We start from the raw sequence: 17,826 nt of genomic DNA on the forward strand, positions 1-17,826 counted from the left end.
TTTACAAGCCCTCTTTCCAGGCGTACACTGAACTCGTTTTTGAACTGATTGGAAAGAAGGAATGTATGATGCAAGACTCACTCTCCACACGTGAGATGTGGCAAAAGGACATCTCGGCCGGCGTTACGGTCGGTGTCGTCGCCATCCCGCTCGCCATGGCATTCGCCATCGCCTCAGGCGTCCCGCCGGTGTATGGGCTCTACACGTCCATCTTCGCGGGAATCCTCGTCAGCCTGTTCGGGGGTTCGACGTTCCAAATTGCCGGGCCGACGGGAGCGTTCATCCCGATCGTTTCGGGTGTCGTTCTCGCATACGGATATGAGGGATTGCTCGTCACGACCGTTCTTGCGGGCATCTTACTGCTCCTCATGAGTGTGCTTCGTGTCGGACGGCTCATCCGCTTCATGCCCCGTGCCGTCACCATCGGCTTCACGGCAGGAATCGCCGTTGTCATTTTCGTCGGCCAACTCGATGAGTTGTTCGGGGTCACGTTTGAGAAAGCGCCACATTTTCACGAGAATCTGCTTCGTCTCGGTCAGGCGTTGCCCGAAGCATCGATGTGGCCGATTGTCATTGCCGGGATCGGCTTTTTGACGCTTTGGCTCGTGCCGAAGCTGCCGTTTCGTTTACCGCTCTTACTCATGGCGATGCTCGTTCCGACGTTCGTCAGTCTCCTCATCCCAGGTACAGTCGCGACCATCGGGAGTGCCTACGGCGGCATCCCGAGCGGACTGCCAGAATTCAACTGGCTCGCCATCGACGTCGACTTGATCACGACGCTTCTTCCGTCTGCGTTCGCCATCGCCTTCCTCGGTGCGCTCGAGTCACTTTTATCGGGAACGGTCGCCGATGGGATGGCGGGGACGAAGATGAAGCCGGACAAGGAACTGTTCGGACAAGGGATTGCGAACGTGCTCACACCGTTCTTCGGTGGAATCCCTTCGACAGGTGCCATCGCTCGGACGGCGACGAACATTCAGGCGGGAGCGGTCAGCCGACGCGCCGGCGTTGTTCACGGCATCACGGTCCTCGTTGCGGTGCTCATCCTCGCACCGTTCGCGAGTTACGTGCCGCTCGCCGCACTCGCTCCGATTTTGATGCGGGTCGCCTGGAACATGTCCGAGCGTCATCACGTGATGGCGATGTTACGTCATCGTTCATCCGAGTCGCTCGTCCTTCTTGTCACGCTACTATTGACGGTATTCGTCGATTTGGTCGTCGCCGTCGAGGTCGGGGTCATCTGTGCGCTCGCGCTCTTCGCGAAGCGGATGGCGGATACGATCGACGTGCGTGAACGGACAGAACGGTACGTCACGCGGGACGGACAAATCGTCTTCAGTGTCGAAGGTCCCCTCTTTTTCGGTGCGGTCGAGCTGTTCGAGCACGTCCTCCATCACATCCATCGGGAGCCGAACGTGTTCATCTTCAACTTCCACCGCTGCCCGGTCATCGACGTGACCGCGGTTGAGGAATTGCGTCGTGTCGTCACCGAACTGAAAGCGGCCGACCGTCACGTCATCTTCGCGCATCTGTCGCCATCGGTCCGTGCGACGCTTGCTCACTATGGACTACTCGACGGGATTGAGACTTTCGAGACAACACAAGAGGCAATCGAGGCGTCTTAACGAACGGACAAGATGTCACCGAACGGGACGCGCCGTACTTCACCGTCGAACAGTTCGACTTCGCGCTCGGCATAATAGATGGCGTGGACGTAGCCGCGCATGCTTTTTGTCAAGCCGTCCACGAACAAGGTCACCTCGACCTGATCGCCTTCACGGATAGCCCGTTCGAGCTCGGTTTGCCAGAGATAGAGGAGCTGTTCGTCTAAGTCGGGCAACTCAATCTTTTGGATTTGGGCATAATAACGTTTCAGTAGGGCGACGTGTTCGGGCATGAGAAATGGGATCCATTTCAATTCACCTCGGTCACGATAGCGGGTCTTGCTCATGAGGAATCGCCTCCTTGTTTGTGTCCGCCAATTAAGCGTTGGCGCGTCCGGAGCGGACTGTCTTTCAGTAAGCTCGATGCCGGTCGGATCGTGCCGCGACCGAACCGGACGTTCAAACCGTCAATCAAATCGAGGAAGTCGAGCCGTTTCGCCTTCGCCCATTCGTCTTCGAAGAACGACAATTGGACGTGGTCGCTCCGTGGCTCGAGTTTGCCGAGTGCGACCGAGACGTAGCGGACGGCCTCTGTCTCTTCCCAGCCGTCTAAAAATAGTTGCAATAAGATCGGTAAAAATTCTTGCTCGTCCGCTGTGAAGCGGGGGAGCTTCTTTTGTTTACTGAACCCACCCCGGTCGCTCGTTCGCGTATAGCGTACCCCGAGATGAATCGTACCCCCGACGAGTCCCGCTTGCCGGGTCCGCATCCCGACCTCGACCGCAATCGCTTGTAGGACGAGTCGAATCGAGGAGTACGTTGTGTAATCTTTCATGAGGGTGATTCCGTGCCCGATTGACTTCGGTCGCGTCCGTTTCGCCCCGAACAGGGAACTCGCCGGCAAGATGGTCGGCGACTCATCGATGCCCCAGGCGTGATGCCACAGTTCGGCACCGATGACGCCGAATTTTTCATGAAGAGACTCGAGCGGATAGCGGGCCAAATCACCAATCGTCCAGATGCCGAGCCGTTGCAGGTGGACTGCCATCTTCGACCCGACGCCCCACATCTTCTCAATCGGGGCAGGGTGAATCAGTCGCTCGACGTCGTGGAGGAAACATGTGGCTACCCCTTTCTTTTTCGCATGCAAGTCGAGGACGAGCTTGGCGAGGACGTTGTTCGGTCCGATGCCGATGGTCACAGGGATGCCCGTATAGCGAAAAATCGTCGCACGCATGAGGTGGGCGACGTGCTCGTCACTTCCGAACAACCGCTCCGTTCCCGTCATGTCGACGAGCGTCTCGTCAATCGAGTAGACGCGAATCGCTTCGGGCGGGGCGAACTGATGGAGGATATGGATGATTTGGATGGAGACGTTCAAGTAATGACTCATCCGCGCCTCGGCATACAAAACGTCCCGTCGCTCGTGCCACGGGAGACGGTCGATGTGGAAGCGACGCGACCCGGTCTTGATGCCGAGCTGCTTCATCTTCGGGGTCGCCGCCAGGACGAGCGCACCGCTATCCTGTAGATTTGAGAGGACGACGAGCTTCGTGCGGTAAGGATTTTTGTTGCGCGCGGCACACTCGCAACTGGCATAGAACGAGACGCTGTCGATACAAAAGATTCGTCTGCGCATCGTCACCACTCCTTTTTACGAACAAATGTTCTGTTTTTCTCATCGTAACACGGTCTCACGCCGTCTCAAATAGTGAATTGAAAATATTTTTACAAAGACTTTTTGAAAATTAACCAAAAATTATAGGTTTTTAACATGAAAAAACCAACTTTTAGGAAGTTTTAGTAAAAAAATCTCCGAATTCACTCGATTTTCGTTATAATAGACGAGTATGTAACAGATGAATTGACAGAAAGATGGAGGCTATTAGTGTGATCCAATTTGTAAAACAATTAACGAATGATCAAAGCCGGCGTTTGAAAGCGTACGAACGACGGGTCGCGCGAATCAACGACTTAGAGACAACGATGCAAGCACTCTCGGATGACGAGATGCGTACATATACGGAGACGCTCAAGGCACGTCTCTTGGATGGAAAGAAAGTCGATGACATCGCCGAAGAAGGGTTCGCCCTCGTCCGCGAAGCATCGGTCCGCGTGCTCGGGATGCGTCATTACGACGTCCAGCTCATCGGTGGATTTGCCCTTCTCGAAGGAAACATCTCGGAGATGCCGACAGGGGAAGGGAAGACGCTCGTCGCCGCTTTGCCGAGTTACGTCAAGGCGCTTGAAGGAAAAGGCGTCCACGTCATCACCGTGAACGAATACCTCGCGACACGTGACGCGAAGCAAATCGGACAAATTCCGTTCTCAACAGCCGCGTGGGAACAGCTCGCCCGGACGAACGTGTCGACGCCACCGGTCGGCGAGAACGAGTTCAACATGATGCTCGTCCACATCGAGACGAACGAGTCGGACGTGACGGCGACGCTGTTGCTCCGAAACGGCTATGGCCAAGACTTGAACGTCGAACAGTTACCGCTCGAATTGATGTGCGGGGACGAAGCGGTCGCCTTGACGGTCGTCCGCCTCACAGAAGCGGTGCGCGGGAAGCATGCTTACCCGGTGCGGGCGACGTTTGAAGCGATTGAAGCAACAGGACCATTCACGTTCATAAAGATAAGCCCAGGTTTTCCGCGACACGGAGAACTTGGGCTTTTGTTTTGGCATATATCATTGATATCCATTTCAAACACTAATGGCGTCGCTTATAAAAAAAGATTAAAGGGATTATCTAAAAATTAGCATAATCATCTTATTATGTAACGTATTTACTATTACAATACTTTTTTTGTATTATTATTGTAATTAGTTTTATAAAAAGGAATAAAAAGGAGGTAATTTAATGAAAAATTCATTTCTTTTAAAAAGTTTTATTTTTTCTACTATTGTCATTTTACCCATTGCTCAAATAGGAACCGTTGAGGCAACGTTTAATTTAAAAAGCGTAAATGAAAATCGAATTGCAGATATGTCTACAAAAATGAAGCAAAAATTACTTGATAAAATTCCTAAAAAAATGCATTCGTCTTTAAGAACGGTAAACTCTGAGCAGTTGATTGTCTCTGTTGCTAGTGGACTTACTGAAGCGATTTTAATTGCAGAAGGAGATAAACAATCCATATGGAGTAAAGACTTCGTCGAAGGAGAATTTGAAATTCAGAAGGTAATTCCAATATTTGATTTAAGTGAAGAAGCAATAGAAACTATGTTGATTTTTGATCATGGATATATCATTGTAGATTCTGTTTCAGGAGAACTCGTCAGATACTCACATGAATCAGTTCAAGAAGGATACTTTGAAGAAAGCTCAAAATTATATTCGGATGGTTTCGGCTATTTTGCAATTGACGAACATAATAATATAGTGGATAAAAAATACTCAAATAAATCTTTAAAGGAATTAAAGAGAGAATTTAAAAAAGTAAATAAATCTAGTGAAAAAAATCAAGAACCTCTTATTGAAAATGTAGAAACTGCAGAAGAAATTTTAGATTCTATCTATTACGGGGCCAATGAAGGGAATGGTGTAGGGGACAAAATTACTGATCCAAAATTATGGCTATTACGGTATTATCCTAATAAGGAAAGTGGGATTACCAACTTAAGCGTAACTCAAATTGAAAGCGCTACAAAAAGTGTTGGCGAAATTAATCAAGATTTGACAATCTATAAAGAAAAAAATGACTGCGCAGTAATTGCAACTTTAGAAATTATTAATTATCATTACGGTTCGCAAAGTCAGACGAATAGAGACAAAGGCTATGCCGCTATGATTAAATCGTCTTATTTTAGTTCTGCGAATGGAGTATACTGGTATCATAATGATGATCTTTTTAAAGTAGGCGCCCAAGCTATGGGAAAAGGAACTCAGTCTACTGCAAATGATCCAAGTTGGAAACTAGGCGCCAGCTATAGCGAATATAAGAGTTATATTAATTCTTACGGACCCTCATACTTAAGTATCAATCATGCTCCTTACGGTGCTCACACTGTCACAGTTAAAGGCTATGCAAAATATAAAACAGTTTATAAAGATCGATTTGCAATTACGAGAAGCTTTACTAACGAGTTTGTTCGCATTAACGACCATTGGGCAACTACAACAGGCGATGCATATCTTTACCTTAATAGAACGGCATCTGCAGCTTGGTATTTACAAGGAATAACACCAGATTAATCATGAAAGTAGGGTCCCATCATGAAGAAGTTAATAAGTATTTTAGGGTTTCTAATTGTTATTGTGGGAGTGCTTTTCTATATGAATCAATCTTCGATTAGTAAAGCAAAATCACTAGTGGATGGGAATGATTTTGAATTTATCGTTGAATCTGAAAGCCGATTTTTCGAGAATCCGAATAACCCTTCTTTTTTAGTTGATAATGAATCGTTTGTTGTCATTGATGAAGAGAATAAAAAATATTTAATGCTTTCATCTAAAATTCCTTTATCTTCTGAAGATGAGAAAAATATTGAAAAGATTCAAAATGATTTTGAGATGTATGAAACGGAAATTTCATCAAAACATGAGATTATAAATGCTCAAGAATTTGAAGTTTCAACTAACTATCTATACAAGGTTATTTTCAAAAATAAAGAAGAAAAAAATCCTTACTTAACTTTTTACTATGATGAGAATTCCTTCATTAACACATTCGATGAAGGCTTTAAAAAATTAAACGATTTTTAAAAAGTTGTTTCTTAAGTCACATAAGTACCCACAGAGCAGATTAATTACTTGAGAACGCATCACTATACGATTAAAAAGAAAACGCGATGTATGGGAAAATTCAACACTACATGAAAAAGCTCAACTTCTCCGATTGGAGGGGTTGAGTCTTTTCGTGTACTTATTCAAACGGGGTATAAATATGGTCCGTGTCCGTGTCTAGGACGAGATCGATGCTCACCTCGTCTGAATACGGAATACGGTCAAAACCGTAGAGCCGACAAAACATGTCCGGAAAGTCTTGTATATAGGTCACCATTTCTTTCGTTTGTCGATACATTTCACTTATTCTCTGTTTGGAGCACTTCTTTCCGCTCAGGCAAACGCTGCCCCAATAGCCATCAATTTCGATAATCAACGAGCTCCCTCTCCTCGCAATTAGTGTACTTTCATCCTAGTCTAAATATCCGTCAATTTTTACAAAAAATAATGGTGGCGTTTACAAACGGGTGGTATAGTGAAAGAGGTTAGGTCATTTTTTGTAAAAAGGGGAAATGAACATGAAAACAGCCTTAAAATGGTCGATCGCGACCGCGCTCGTGTTACCAACCGTTTTACCGCTACAGGCACCAAACGTTTTGGCAGAAGTCGACGAGGATATCGTCAAGCTCCGTTTCTTAGAGACGACAGACTTACATACGAACATCACGAACTATGACTACTTCCAAGACAAAGTCGACAACACGATCGGGTTGACGAAAGTCGCGACACTCATCAATGAACATCGTACAGCCGCTGGGGAATCGAACACGTTCTTGTTCGATAACGGCGATACGATTCAAGGGACACCGTTTGGCGACTACGTCCGTGAGCTTCAAGCGGGCAAGAATGAAGCGTTCGAACATCCGATGTATAAGGCGATGGCAGCACTCAACTATGACGCCGTCACACTCGGGAACCACGAGTTCAACTTCGGGCTCGAATTCTTGTACAACGCGATGGAAGGATCGAAAGGGAAGCTCCGTTTCGTCAACTCGAACGTCAAAGACTTAGAAGGCAACCCAATCGTCTCGAAGTTCAACGTGGATGGACAAGAGGTCCAAATCATCGAACGGACGGTCACAGACTTGGACGGGGAAACACATACAATCAAAGTCGGTGTGTTCGGTGTCGTTCCGCCGAAAATCATGTCATGGGATTCAGGGAACCTACAAGGCCGCGTGACGGCAGAGGACATCATCCCATCGGCACGTGAATCGGTTCAAAAATTGAAAGACCAAGGAGCAGACGTCGTCGTCGCGCTCGCGCACTCAGGCATCGGCGAAAGTGCAGCACTTGCGGACGAACAACTCGACAGCGAAGAGAACGTCGGATATGCGCTCACGAAGATTGATGGGCTCGACATGGTCATGACGGGGCACCAGCACGGTCGCTTCCCGGATGCGAAAGGTATGTTCGCTTCGTTCCCGAACGTCGATATGGCAAAAGGGACGATCAACGGCAAACCGGTCGTCATGGCGAACAACCAAGGGAAAGACCTCGGCGTCATCGATTTCGAACTCGAGCTCGTCGACGGCAAATGGCAGATTCTTGACGCATCGGCCGCGCTCGACACGGTGACAGCCGATACGGCGGTCGACCCGACAATCCAAGCGTTGATCGAAGACGACCACTTGGCGACGATCGACTACATCAACCAACCGGTCGGACAAATTCAAGACGATATTCAAAGCTACTTCGCGCTCGTCCGTGACGATGCATCGGTCCAGTTCGTGACGAACGCACAGAAATGGTACGTCGAGAAAGAACTCGAGACGAACCCAGAACTTTCACCGTACAAAGGTTTGCCACTCTTGTCGGCAGGGGCACCGTTCAAAGCGGGCGGTCGTGAGTTGACGGACGCGAGCTATTACACGAATATCCCGAAAGGTCAAATCGCCTTGAAGAACGTGGCGGACCTCTATGTCTATCCGAACACGCTCGAAGTCGTCAAAGTGACAGGGCAGGACGTCATGGACTGGCTCGAGATGTCAGCGGGGGCATATGACCAAATCGAGACAGATGGGGAAAACCTCCTCAACCTCCAGTTCCGTAGCTATAACTTCGACGTCCTCGACGGCTTGACGTATGAGATCGATGTCACAGGTCCGGCGAAGTTCGATGTCGGCGGGAAACTCGTCAACGAGAACGCCAACCGTGTGAAGAACGTCGAGTATAACGGTCAACCGATCACGATGGACCAAGAGTTCTTGGTCGCGACGAACAACTACCGTGCCGGTTCGTCTTCATTCCCGGGTCTCGGTGGCGGGAAGAACATCGTCTATCGCTCAGCGTATGAGACACGTAACGTCATCTCGGACTATATCGTGTCGAGTGGCAGCAACTTGGACTATAAAGCCGACAACAACTGGAAGATTGTCACGGACGCGAAACGTACTGTGACGTTTGAGACGGCGGATGCCGGCAAGCAGTACTTGAACCTTTACGAAGGCATCGAAGCGACGGATGCGACTCGTGCGGACGCGGCAGGTCGTCTCTTCCGGACGTATACGCTCGGTCTCGAGCCGACAGCACCAGAGTTCGTATTGACTCTCACGGTAGATACAATCAAACCGGGAGCGAAACGCGTGACGGGGATGACGGCTCCTGGAGCTGACGTGACGCTTCGTGACGGCAATCGTGTATTGACTGAGACGGTCGCGGATGAGAACGGGGAATACGTACTGTCTGTCAAACCGCTCAAGCTTCGCCAAACAGTCGAAGTCGTCAGTGAAAAAGACGGTCAGACGAAGTCAGAAATGAAAGTCGTCGGTGCCGGCCACGTCGGTGAACCAGCGCTTCGTTAATTGGAAATGAGCTTCCTGAATGGGGGCTCATTTTTTGTGGCAAAAATGTGAATGAAAACCCTTACATTTAATAGATTATTCTTGTATAATCAATCATGTAATCGGTTACATGACACATGTAAACCGAAGAGCTGACGGGGATCAGCTACATATGGACGGAAAAGGGGACTGACAGATGATTACATTCTTTGTCGCACTCGCACTACTTTTGGTCGGGTATTTGGTATATGGTCGTTACGTCGAGAAGACGTTCGGCATCAAGGAAGAGCGGACGACGCCCGCTTACGCTTCCCAGGACGGCATCGATTACGTGCCGATGGGTAAAAAGCGGAACTCGATGATTCAATTATTGAACATCGCCGGTGTCGGACCAATCTTTGGACCGATCATGGGGGCGCTCTACGGACCGGTCGCATTTCTTTGGATCGTCTTCGGGTCGATTTTTGCCGGGGCGGTACACGACTATTTGACAGGAATGATTTCCCTTCGGAATAACGGGGCACACTTGCCACAACTAGCGGAGAAGTTCCTCGGACGCTCGCTCCGTCATATCGTCAACGGATTCGCACTTTTACTTCTTTTACTCGTCGGAACAGTGTTCGTCACGTCTCCGAGTAACATGATCAACAACTTGTTTGATGGAAACGCATCGACACTCATGTTCGTCATCTTCGGCGTGTTCGCCTACTATATCTTGGCGACGCTCCTTCCGGTCGATAAGATCATCGGGCGCATCTACCCGTTCTTCGGGGCATTACTCGTCGTCAGTGCTATCGGGATCGCGGTCAGCTTGTTCGCACAAGGCTACCAAATCCCAGAAATGACATTGACGAACATGCATCCGGACGGCTTGCCGATCTGGCCGCTCCTCTTCTTCACAATCTCGTGTGGGGCGCTCTCGGGCTTCCATGCGACACAGTCGCCGATCATTTCGCGGACGACGATGAAAGAAAGCAACGGCCGTGAGATCTTCTACGGTATGATGATCGCGGAAGCCGTCATCGCCATGATTTGGGCTGGGGCTGCGATGGCCATCTTCGAGCCAGGTGAATTGCTTGGACTCATCAACTCAGGGACGCCGGCACTCGTCGTCCAAGAAGTGGCGACACTCATGCTCGGTAGCATCGGTGGAACGCTCGCGATTCTCGGTGTCATCGTCTTACCGATCACGTCAGGCGACACGGCATTCCGTAGTGCCCGTATGATCATCGCGGACTACTTGTCGATCGCACAGAAGAAGTTCTCGTCGCGCCTCTGGATCGCACTTCCACTCTTCGCGATCTCATACGTGCTCACGAACATGGACTTCCAGATGCTTTGGCAATACTTCAACTGGGCGAACCAGACGACGGCGGTCATCGCACTGTTCGTCGGGGCGATGTACCTCTACATCAAAGGGAAGAACCATTACATCGCGCTCCTTCCGGGGACGTTCATGTTGTATGCGGTCTGGTTCTATATTTTGACGGCACCGATTGGATTCAAGCTGGACGGGGTCCTTCCGTATGTCATTTCGACACTCGGTACGTTGACGCTGCTCGTCTTGTTCCACAAACGGGCACGCGCGATGCGGGCTGCACAAATGGAATGTGACGTTCCGGTGAAAGAAGTCGCATAATCTCGACACGGGCTAATCGGTAGCCCGTGTTTTTGTTTGCGTTCGAATCGGGAAATGTCCATACTAGAAGGAACAGTTATGGAAGGTGGGAGCATATGAAACAAGAACAACTCAAAGAGATGCTCCATGCCGACACGCTCGGGGAAGAGATTGCGAGCGCGATCACGCACGGCTTAGGAGTCATCTTCAGCATCGTCGCCCTCGTCTTACTCGTCATGAGTGCGACGGAAAGTGGGAGCACGTGGAACGTCACGGCGGTAAGTGTGTTCGGGGCATCGATGATTTTACTCTACTTATTCTCGACGCTCATGCACGCCATCCCGCATCCACGGGCGAAGCGGGTGCTGCAAGTGTTCGACCACGCGGGGATTTACTTACTCATCGCCGGAAGCTATACGCCGTTCGCCCTTGTGACGCTTCACGGGACGCTCGGCTGGACGTTGTTCGGGATCGTATGGGGAGTGGCGATTCTCGGGATTGTCTGGAAACTGTTTTCGACCGGGAAGTATATGTGGGTGTCGAATGTGACGTATCTCGCACTCGGCTGGATCTGCATCATCGCCATCCGTCCGCTATATGAATCACTCGGGCATCAAGGGTTCATGCTTCTCCTCGCGGGAGGGATCGCCTATTCGGTCGGAATCGTGTTTTATGTGTGGCAAAAACTGCCGTTCAACCATGCGATTTGGCACTTGTTCGTCCTAGCCGGAAGTGTGTTCATCTTCCTCAGTATTTTGCTCTATGTCGCACCTTCGACAAGCCTATAAGACAGCCGTCCTACGGGGCGTCTGTCTTTTTTGAAAAGTTGGGAAGAAAGTGCTGCAAACGGTTACAAAAATACAGACGAATTGACGTTTGTGTGTCATAATAATTGCAGACATCATCATAGAGATAGATGGGTGTAAAAGTAAGGGGGAAAATCAGATGGAAAAAGTGTTGCGCGATGGATTTATCTACATGTCACAAAACAAAACACTCAACAGTTTGGCAAAGAAATATGGCCTACGATTTGGTGCATCACGCTTTGTAGCAGGGGAAGACTTTAAGGCTTCCGTTCCGACGATTCGCGAATTGAACGCGAAAGGGTTGTCGGTCACGGTCGACCACCTCGGGGAATTTATTAAGACGGTCGAAGAGGCGAATACGAATCGCGACGAGATCATGCGTGCGATTGAAATTATGGCAGAAGAGCAATTAGATGCCTATATGTCACTCAAGTTGACGTCACTCGGATTCGATATCTCGGACGAGTTGATTGAAGACAACATGCGTCAAATTTTGACGGTCGCACAAAGAGTCGGGGTCTTTGTGGCCATTGATATGGAAGATGAGCAGCGCTGTGAGAAGACGCTCGAATTGTTCAAAAAGCTGAAGTCTGAATTCGAAGGTCTCGGGACGGTCATCCAGTCGTACTTATATCGCTCGGAAGATGACATCAATCACCTCGCACCGCTCAAGCCGAACCTCCGGATCGTCAAAGGGGCATACAAAGAGCCGGCGACGGTCGCGTTCCCTGAAAAAGAGGACGTCGACCATAACTACGTGAAGCTCGTCAAACTCCATCTTGCGAACGGGAACTACGCATCCATCGCGACACACGATGACCATATGATTGACGCCGTCATCGAGCACGTCAAAGAAAACAACATCCCACTCGACCAGTTCGAGTTCCAGATGCTATACGGCATCCGCGTCGAGCGTCAACTCGAGCTCGTGCGCCAAGGGTATAAAGTCCGCGTCTACGTGCCATACGGCCGTGACTGGTACGGTTACTTCATGCGCCGCCTCGCGGAGCGTCCGGCAAACGTGGCGTTCGTATTAAAAGGAATGGTGAAAAAATGAGAAAAGCACGAACGTCCGTCAAGGATGTTCGTGCTTTTTTGATGTGTTCTCTATTATTTAATGACATCGATTCGTTCGGCCCTCGCTATAGTGGAGGTGTTGTCAGTTGTGGATTCGTCTAACCAAACGTTGACCTCTAGCGGACTGTGCAGTTGTTCCATCTCGTCATTCAAATCGGACATATCTACCCAAACTTGTCCGTCGGATTGATTGTCAACTAACATCATTCTCTTCTCAACATTCACTTCTAAAATGGTCCCTTGAAGATCGACCTCGCTATAATCTTTGTCTTGAATGGAAGAACAGCCTGCGATTAAGCCGAAACAGAGTGGGGCTACAAGGAGCAAACTGATTCGTCCTTTGAAGAAAATCTGATCGTGGTTCATGAATGAATTCTCCTCCTTGACCGAAGTCATACATTTGGCGAGATAGACAAATATTTTTCGAGTGTCCGATCGATTTCAAGCTGTTCAGCTTCACTGATTCCTTGTCTTGCTTTTGGAATGATCAGTGCCTCATCTTCTTCATAATACAAGAAGCGATATGTTTCGTCCTCGTTCACTCTTTTAATGGATTCCCAAGGAACTTGAGTCGTTCGATGAATGTTTGTACTAACAGAATGAACTTCGACGTGAGTCTCATATAACTGAAGGGTGGTCTCTTTTGGCCAAGTCTGACTCTTTTGCAAGAAACGACGATTTAGTCGCAACATATACGGTGCATATAGATCATTTAAAAGTGGTGTCAGCAAAAGTGCGAACAAGAATCCGACGATGACGGCAGTCAATATATGTAATGTGGTCGACTCAGGTCGATACGGGAAAAAGAGTGTCCCTAAATACCCGATGGCAATCAGAATGGCGCGCATATATTTCATCCATACTTTACGTCTTCTTTTATGTTCTTCAGTGTGATGGATCAATTCTCTTTCAAAAGATACGGCATCTTCTACTGTCATTTGATACGTGAACGTCAATTCGTCCACTCCTTTCAAACTTCTTTGTCAATCAGCATATTGATTTGATTACTTTTTGATAGTTAGACGGTCTTGTAACCATCGATTAATTTCAGTTTGGTCGATTTCACTTATTCCGTGATTCCGCTTTGGGATGATAAACACTTCATTTGTTTGGAAATATAAATAGCGGTTTGTTTCATCTTCACTCATTTTTTGAATCGCTTCCCATGCCACGTGTATATGTTTGGTGACATTACGGTGGGTTGAATGAAATTCAATGCCGCTTTCACTCAAGCGTAAGGTGATTTTTCTTGGCCACTTCGTATCCGTTTTTAAAATGAGTCGATTTTGTCGGAGAACGATGTTTTGATAGAGTTTCGTGATGAATGGCAAAAGCAACACCCCGATAATCAAACCTCCGACAAGTGGATATAACGCATTCTGTTGAGGAAATACATTAGCCAATAATAAAATCCCATAAAAAATGGCGAGTATTTCTAATACAACTGTAAAGGCAATTCGTCTTTTTTTATGAAATGGTAATTGGTGAAAGGAACTTTTTTGAAGAGCGAAAAAATCATGTTCCGTTAAGTGATAGTGAGTGGTCAATACGTTTCCTCCATTCTATAGAAAGTGGTAATCTCTTCCTTATTGAAACATAGAAAAGATGGAGAAGGGAAACAAAAGGAATTAACAAAAAAAGACCCAGCAATCGCTGAGTCTAACCTATTATCCATTAATCACTGTACCGCCATTGACGTGAATGACTTGACCACTGACATACGTCGAGTCATCGCTTGCAAGATAGACATAGGCCGGTGCGAGTTCGGCCGGTTGCCCCGGACGTTTCATACCGGAAGAGTCCCCGAACGATTTCACTTTCTCTGCATCAAATGTTGACGGGATAAGCGGTGTCCAAATCGGTCCTGGTGCGACCCCGTTGACGCGAATCTTTTTGTCCGCCAAGTTTTTGGCGAGCGAGCGGGTGAACGCGGTGATCGCGCCTTTCGTCGACGCATAGTCGATTAACTGATCGTTTCCTTCATATGCCGTAATCGAGGTCGTATTGATGATGCTCGCTCCTTCTTTTAAGTAGGGGAGCGCGGCTTTCGTTAAGTAGAACATGCTGAAGATGTTCGTGCGGAACGTCTTCTCGAGCTGTTCGTCCGAGATGTCGAGGAGTGATTCCTGCGGATGCTGCTCGGCGGCGTTATTGACGAGGATGTCGATGTGACCGAACGTCTCGAGCGTCTCCTCGACGATTCGTTGACAGAAGGAAGATTCCCCGAGGTCTCCTTGCAGCAAGAGGCAGGCTTGGCCCAAGTCTTCAATCCGTTCTTTCGTCGCTTCCGCGTCTTCGAGCTCGTTTTGATCCTTATAGACGATGACCGAGTTCGCACCTTCATGGGCGAAGAAGATGGCGACCGATTTCCCGATCTCGGAATCCCCGCCGGTGATGATCGCGACCTTGTCTTTTAACTTGTCACTTCCCTTATAGTCTTCCCGTTCATAGATCGGGAAGGGCTCCATCTTCGAATCGATTCCTGGTTGGTGCGCCTGTTCTTGTGCGTCCTTTTTAAACGACTCAAAATCCTTTCGACTACCTGCAGTGTTCAGACGATTATCGCGCATGCGTACATTCCCCTTTCTGAATTTGACTCTTTTTGTCTATACCACATCGATTGAAAACTAATCGCTCAATCAAAAAATGGAATGAAATTGAAAAATGAACGCTTGCGAATGAATGTTCATTCATTTATGATAGAAGAGTAAACACGATGGTGATTGCGATTTTTTTTACGCGTGAAATGAATCACTATTCATTCTCATTTTAGGGGGGAACACTATGACGAGTCACATCGAACAATCAACCGACCTCCGTTTGACGAACTCAATTCGTTTTGCGGTCGTCATCGGTTCAGGAGTAATGGGGGCGGGGATTGCGGCTCACTTGGCGAACGCGGGGATTCGTTCGCTCATGCTCGACATCGTACCACGTGAATTGACAGCAAAAGAGGAAGCGAAAGGGTTGACGCTCGAGTCACCAGAAGTACGAAATCGCATCGCCTCAGAAAACCGTCAGAAGCTATTGAAACAAAATCCGGCACCACTTGCGACAGCCGACCATCTCAACTTCATCGAAGTCGGGAACTTAGAAGATGATTTAGAGCGTTTGAAAGAAGCGGACTGGGTCATCGAAGTCGTCGTCGAGCGCCTCGATGTGAAGCAACAGCTCTTCGAGAAGATTGCACCTTACATCCGTGAAGATGCGATCCTCAGCTCGAACACGTCAGGGATTTCCATCGAAGCGATGGCAAGTGCCCTTCCGGAAGGATTGAAATCACGCTTCCTCGGAACGCACTTCTTCAACCCACCGCGCTACTTGAAGTTGCTCGAACTCATCCCGACGGAGAAGACAGCACGCCCGGTCATCGACTTCATGTCACGCTTCGCGGAAGACCGTCTCGGGAAAGGTGTCGTCGAAGCCAAAGACACGCCGAACTTCATCGGTAACCGAATCGGGACATACGGTCTCCTCGTCACGTTCGAAGAGATGCTCAAGCAAAACGCGTCAATCGGAGAGATGGATTCGATCACAGGTCCACTCATCGGTCGTCCGAAATCAGCGACGTTCCGCACACTCGATGTCGTCGGAATCGACACGTTCGTCCACGTGGCGGGTAACGTCTACGAGACGCTCGAAGCTGGGGAAGAGAAGGACACGTTCGACGTCCCTTCAGAGATGAAGCAACTCGTGGAAAAAGGTTGGATCGGACAAAAGGCCGGTCAAGGCTTCTATAAGAAAGAAGGAAAGGTCATTCAGGAATTGAATCTTCAAACGTTCGAATACGAACAATTGAAAGCGATTACAGGTCCTGAACTCGATCAAATCAAGTCACTTCCTGGTTCGAAAGCGAAGTTGAAAGGTGCCATCTTGAACAAAGGTCGCGTCGGACAACTGCTCTGGCCAATCACGGCGAAGACGCTCGCTTACTCGGGACGTCTTACTGGAGAAATTGCAGACACAATCGTTGCGATTGACGATGCGATGAAGTGGGGCTTCGGTTGGAAATTCGGACCGTTCGAAATGTGGGATGCCCTCGGTGTTGAAAAATCAGTCGAACGTATGAAAGCGGAAGGCTACGACGTCCCGGCATGGATCGATGAGATGCTTGCTGCAGGCAACACGTCATTCTACAAGGGAGACCAGTATTACGATAAAGCGTCGAAGGCGTATGTCGAGAAGACCGTCAACCCGAAAGAATTGAAACTCAAGCCACTCGCAAAATCAAACGGCATCATCTTAGAGAACGGTGGGGCACGCCTCGTCGATATCGGCGATGACGTCGTCGCACTCGAATTCACATCACCAAACAACGCGATCGGTGTCGACATCATGCAGATGATCGAACAGTCGATTGACCGTGTCGAGCAAGACTTCAAAGGAATGGTTCTCGCGAACGACGGCAAGAACTTCTGTGTCGGTGCGAACCTTGCGATGATGCTCATGGAAGCAGAAGACGAGAACTGGTTCGAACTCGATTGGATCATCAACAAGTTCCAACAAGTCGTTCAAAAGATTCGTTATTCAAGTCGCCCGGTCGTTGCTGCACCATATGGCATGACGCTTGGTGGCGGAACGGAAATCAGCTTACCAGCAGCACGTATGCAAGCTGCGCTTGAGACATACATGGGTCTCGTCGAAGTCGGTGTCGGTCTCATCCCGGGTGGGGGCGGAAACGTCAACACGTATCGTCGACTCCTCGAACAGACGCCAAAATCGATGCAAAACATCGAGAAGGCTGCGCAACAGACGTTCGAGAACATCGCGATGGCGAAAGTATCGAAGTCGGCATTTGATGCGAAGACACTCGGTTACCACCGTGCGGTCGACGGGATCTCGATGAACCGTGATCACTTGACGTTCGATGCGAAACAGACGGTACTCGAACTTGCCGATGGGTATACGGCACCGGTTCGTGAGAAGTTACCAGTCGTCGGTCAAACGGGTAAAGCGACGCTCGAACTTGCGGCGTACGAAATGTTCTACGGCGGTTATATTTCAGAGCATGATTTGAAGATTGCGAAGAAACTCGCACATGTCATCAGTGGTGGCGATTTGGCATACGGTACGCTCGTCGACGAACAGTACTTCCTCGACATCGAGCGTGAAGCCTTCTTGAGCCTCATCGGGGAGCCGAAGTCACAACAACGGATGCAACATATGCTCGTGAAAGGCAAACCACTACGGAACTGATAAAGGGGGACAT

Annotated in this window: 16 protein-coding genes and 1 pseudogene; 10 read left to right on the plus strand and 7 right to left on the minus strand. The window is 48.9% G+C overall.

What is annotated here, in order from left to right; all coding sequences use genetic code 11:
- Positions 1-68 precede the first annotated feature (68 nt).
- Positions 69-1,625 carry a SulP family inorganic anion transporter gene (locus KNO99_RS05605; RefSeq protein WP_251130964.1) on the plus strand — a complete coding sequence of 519 codons (1,557 nt, stop codon included), beginning with the start codon at positions 69-71 and terminating at the stop codon, positions 1,623-1,625.
- On the opposite strand, the gene KNO99_RS05610 is transcribed toward KNO99_RS05605, so the two are convergent.
- Together KNO99_RS05610 and KNO99_RS05615 are read right to left on the minus strand one after the other, a co-directional pair.
- A complete protein-coding gene (locus KNO99_RS05610; RefSeq protein ID WP_214746123.1) occupies positions 1,622-1,951 on the minus strand; it encodes a YolD-like family protein in 330 nt (109 codons plus the stop codon). The genes KNO99_RS05605 and KNO99_RS05610 overlap by 4 nt on opposite strands.
- Entirely contained in the window at positions 1,948-3,243 is a 1,296-nt protein-coding gene (locus KNO99_RS05615; RefSeq protein WP_214746126.1) for a Y-family DNA polymerase, read from the minus strand. Before KNO99_RS05615 ends, KNO99_RS05610 begins: the two co-directional genes overlap by 4 nt.
- A gap of 236 nt (positions 3,244-3,479) precedes the next feature.
- On the opposite strand from KNO99_RS05615, the pseudogene secA2 reads away from it, so the two are divergent.
- The 4 genes and pseudogenes from secA2 to KNO99_RS05630 all read left to right on the plus strand — a co-directional run.
- Positions 3,480-3,926 (plus strand): annotated as a pseudogene (secA2, locus tag KNO99_RS15485) (accessory Sec system translocase SecA2); the annotation flags it as partial.
- Positions 3,924-4,367 (plus strand): SLAP domain-containing protein, encoded by a 444-nt coding sequence (locus KNO99_RS15490; RefSeq protein WP_371743047.1) that lies wholly within the window; start codon positions 3,924-3,926, stop codon positions 4,365-4,367. The pseudogene secA2 and the gene KNO99_RS15490, both read left to right, overlap by 3 nt.
- A 100-nt stretch (positions 4,368-4,467) precedes the next feature.
- A complete protein-coding gene (locus KNO99_RS05625; RefSeq protein WP_214746129.1) occupies positions 4,468-5,802 on the plus strand; it encodes a hypothetical protein in 1,335 nt (444 codons plus the stop codon).
- Between the two features lie 21 nt (positions 5,803-5,823).
- Complete coding sequence (locus KNO99_RS05630) at positions 5,824-6,312, plus strand: hypothetical protein (protein ID WP_214746131.1); 489 nt, start codon at positions 5,824-5,826, stop codon at positions 6,310-6,312.
- Positions 6,313-6,472: 160 nt separating this feature from the next.
- On the opposite strand, the gene KNO99_RS05635 is transcribed toward KNO99_RS05630, so the two are convergent.
- Positions 6,473-6,709, minus strand: a complete 237-nt coding sequence (locus tag KNO99_RS05635) for a hypothetical protein (protein ID WP_214746134.1) — start codon at positions 6,707-6,709, stop codon at positions 6,473-6,475.
- A gap of 142 nt (positions 6,710-6,851) precedes the next feature.
- On the opposite strand from KNO99_RS05635, the gene KNO99_RS05640 reads away from it, so the two are divergent.
- The 4 genes from KNO99_RS05640 to KNO99_RS05655 all read left to right on the plus strand — a co-directional run bounded on the left by KNO99_RS05640 (position 6,852) and on the right by KNO99_RS05655 (position 12,597).
- The gene (locus tag KNO99_RS05640; RefSeq protein WP_251130966.1) at positions 6,852-9,137 is read left to right on the plus strand and encodes a bifunctional 2',3'-cyclic-nucleotide 2'-phosphodiesterase/3'-nucleotidase; all 2,286 of its coding nucleotides are present in this window, start codon (positions 6,852-6,854) and stop codon (positions 9,135-9,137) included.
- A 175-nt stretch (positions 9,138-9,312) separates the two neighbouring features.
- The gene (locus KNO99_RS05645; RefSeq protein WP_214746137.1) at positions 9,313-10,755 is read left to right on the plus strand and encodes a carbon starvation CstA family protein; all 1,443 of its coding nucleotides are present in this window, start codon (positions 9,313-9,315) and stop codon (positions 10,753-10,755) included.
- Positions 10,756-10,850: 95 nt separating this feature from the next.
- Positions 10,851-11,522: a PAQR family membrane homeostasis protein TrhA gene (gene trhA, locus KNO99_RS05650; RefSeq protein WP_051829405.1), complete on the plus strand. Its 672-nt coding sequence runs from the start codon at positions 10,851-10,853 to the stop codon at positions 11,520-11,522.
- A 157-nt stretch (positions 11,523-11,679) separates the two neighbouring features.
- On the plus strand, positions 11,680-12,597 hold the full coding sequence (locus KNO99_RS05655; protein ID WP_214746140.1) for a proline dehydrogenase family protein: 918 nt from the start codon (positions 11,680-11,682) through the stop codon (positions 12,595-12,597).
- Between the two features lie 53 nt (positions 12,598-12,650).
- Here KNO99_RS05655 and KNO99_RS05660 read toward each other — a convergent pair whose 3' ends face one another.
- The 4 genes from KNO99_RS05660 to KNO99_RS05675 form a co-directional block, all read right to left on the minus strand.
- A complete protein-coding gene (locus KNO99_RS05660) occupies positions 12,651-12,983 on the minus strand; it encodes a hypothetical protein (protein ID WP_214746143.1) in 333 nt (110 codons plus the stop codon).
- Positions 12,984-13,009: 26 nt separating this feature from the next.
- Positions 13,010-13,582 carry a YcxB family protein gene (locus KNO99_RS05665; RefSeq protein WP_214746146.1) on the minus strand — a complete coding sequence of 191 codons (573 nt, stop codon included), beginning with the start codon at positions 13,580-13,582 and terminating at the stop codon, positions 13,010-13,012.
- A gap of 39 nt (positions 13,583-13,621) precedes the next feature.
- Positions 13,622-14,164 carry a YcxB family protein gene (locus tag KNO99_RS05670; protein ID WP_214746149.1) on the minus strand — a complete coding sequence of 181 codons (543 nt, stop codon included), beginning with the start codon at positions 14,162-14,164 and terminating at the stop codon, positions 13,622-13,624.
- A gap of 120 nt (positions 14,165-14,284) precedes the next feature.
- Positions 14,285-15,187 carry an SDR family oxidoreductase gene (locus tag KNO99_RS05675; RefSeq protein ID WP_214746151.1) on the minus strand — a complete coding sequence of 301 codons (903 nt, stop codon included), beginning with the start codon at positions 15,185-15,187 and terminating at the stop codon, positions 14,285-14,287.
- A gap of 214 nt (positions 15,188-15,401) precedes the next feature.
- Here KNO99_RS05675 and KNO99_RS05680 point away from each other — a divergent pair, with 214 nt between their 5' ends.
- Positions 15,402-17,813, plus strand: coding sequence for a 3-hydroxyacyl-CoA dehydrogenase/enoyl-CoA hydratase family protein (locus KNO99_RS05680; RefSeq protein WP_214746155.1), 2,412 nt, complete (start codon positions 15,402-15,404; stop codon positions 17,811-17,813).
- Positions 17,814-17,826 lie beyond the last annotated feature (13 nt).

The organism is Exiguobacterium sp. s189, assembly GCF_018617615.1.
Classification (GTDB): Bacteria; Bacillota; Bacilli; order Exiguobacteriales; family Exiguobacteriaceae; genus Exiguobacterium; species Exiguobacterium aestuarii_A.

Coding starts and splice junctions, on each gene's coding strand:
- KNO99_RS05680 (WP_214746155.1), top strand. CDS start 15,402: ATGACGAGTCACATCGAACAATCAACCGACCTCCGTTTGACGAACTCA.
- KNO99_RS05675 (WP_214746151.1), bottom strand. CDS start 15,187: ATGCGCGATAATCGTCTGAACACTGCAGGTAGTCGAAAGGATTTTGAG.
- KNO99_RS05640 (WP_251130966.1), top strand. CDS start 6,852: ATGAAAACAGCCTTAAAATGGTCGATCGCGACCGCGCTCGTGTTACCA.
- KNO99_RS05615 (WP_214746126.1), bottom strand. CDS start 3,243: ATGCGCAGACGAATCTTTTGTATCGACAGCGTCTCGTTCTATGCCAGT.
- KNO99_RS05610 (WP_214746123.1), bottom strand. CDS start 1,951: ATGAGCAAGACCCGCTATCGTGACCGAGGTGAATTGAAATGGATCCCA.
- KNO99_RS05625 (WP_214746129.1), top strand. CDS start 4,468: ATGAAAAATTCATTTCTTTTAAAAAGTTTTATTTTTTCTACTATTGTC.
- KNO99_RS05655 (WP_214746140.1), top strand. CDS start 11,680: ATGGAAAAAGTGTTGCGCGATGGATTTATCTACATGTCACAAAACAAA.
- KNO99_RS05660 (WP_214746143.1), bottom strand. CDS start 12,983: ATGAACCACGATCAGATTTTCTTCAAAGGACGAATCAGTTTGCTCCTT.
- KNO99_RS05630 (WP_214746131.1), top strand. CDS start 5,824: ATGAAGAAGTTAATAAGTATTTTAGGGTTTCTAATTGTTATTGTGGGA.
- KNO99_RS05605 (WP_251130964.1), top strand. CDS start 69: ATGCAAGACTCACTCTCCACACGTGAGATGTGGCAAAAGGACATCTCG.
- trhA (WP_051829405.1), top strand. CDS start 10,851: ATGAAACAAGAACAACTCAAAGAGATGCTCCATGCCGACACGCTCGGG.
- KNO99_RS05645 (WP_214746137.1), top strand. CDS start 9,313: ATGATTACATTCTTTGTCGCACTCGCACTACTTTTGGTCGGGTATTTG.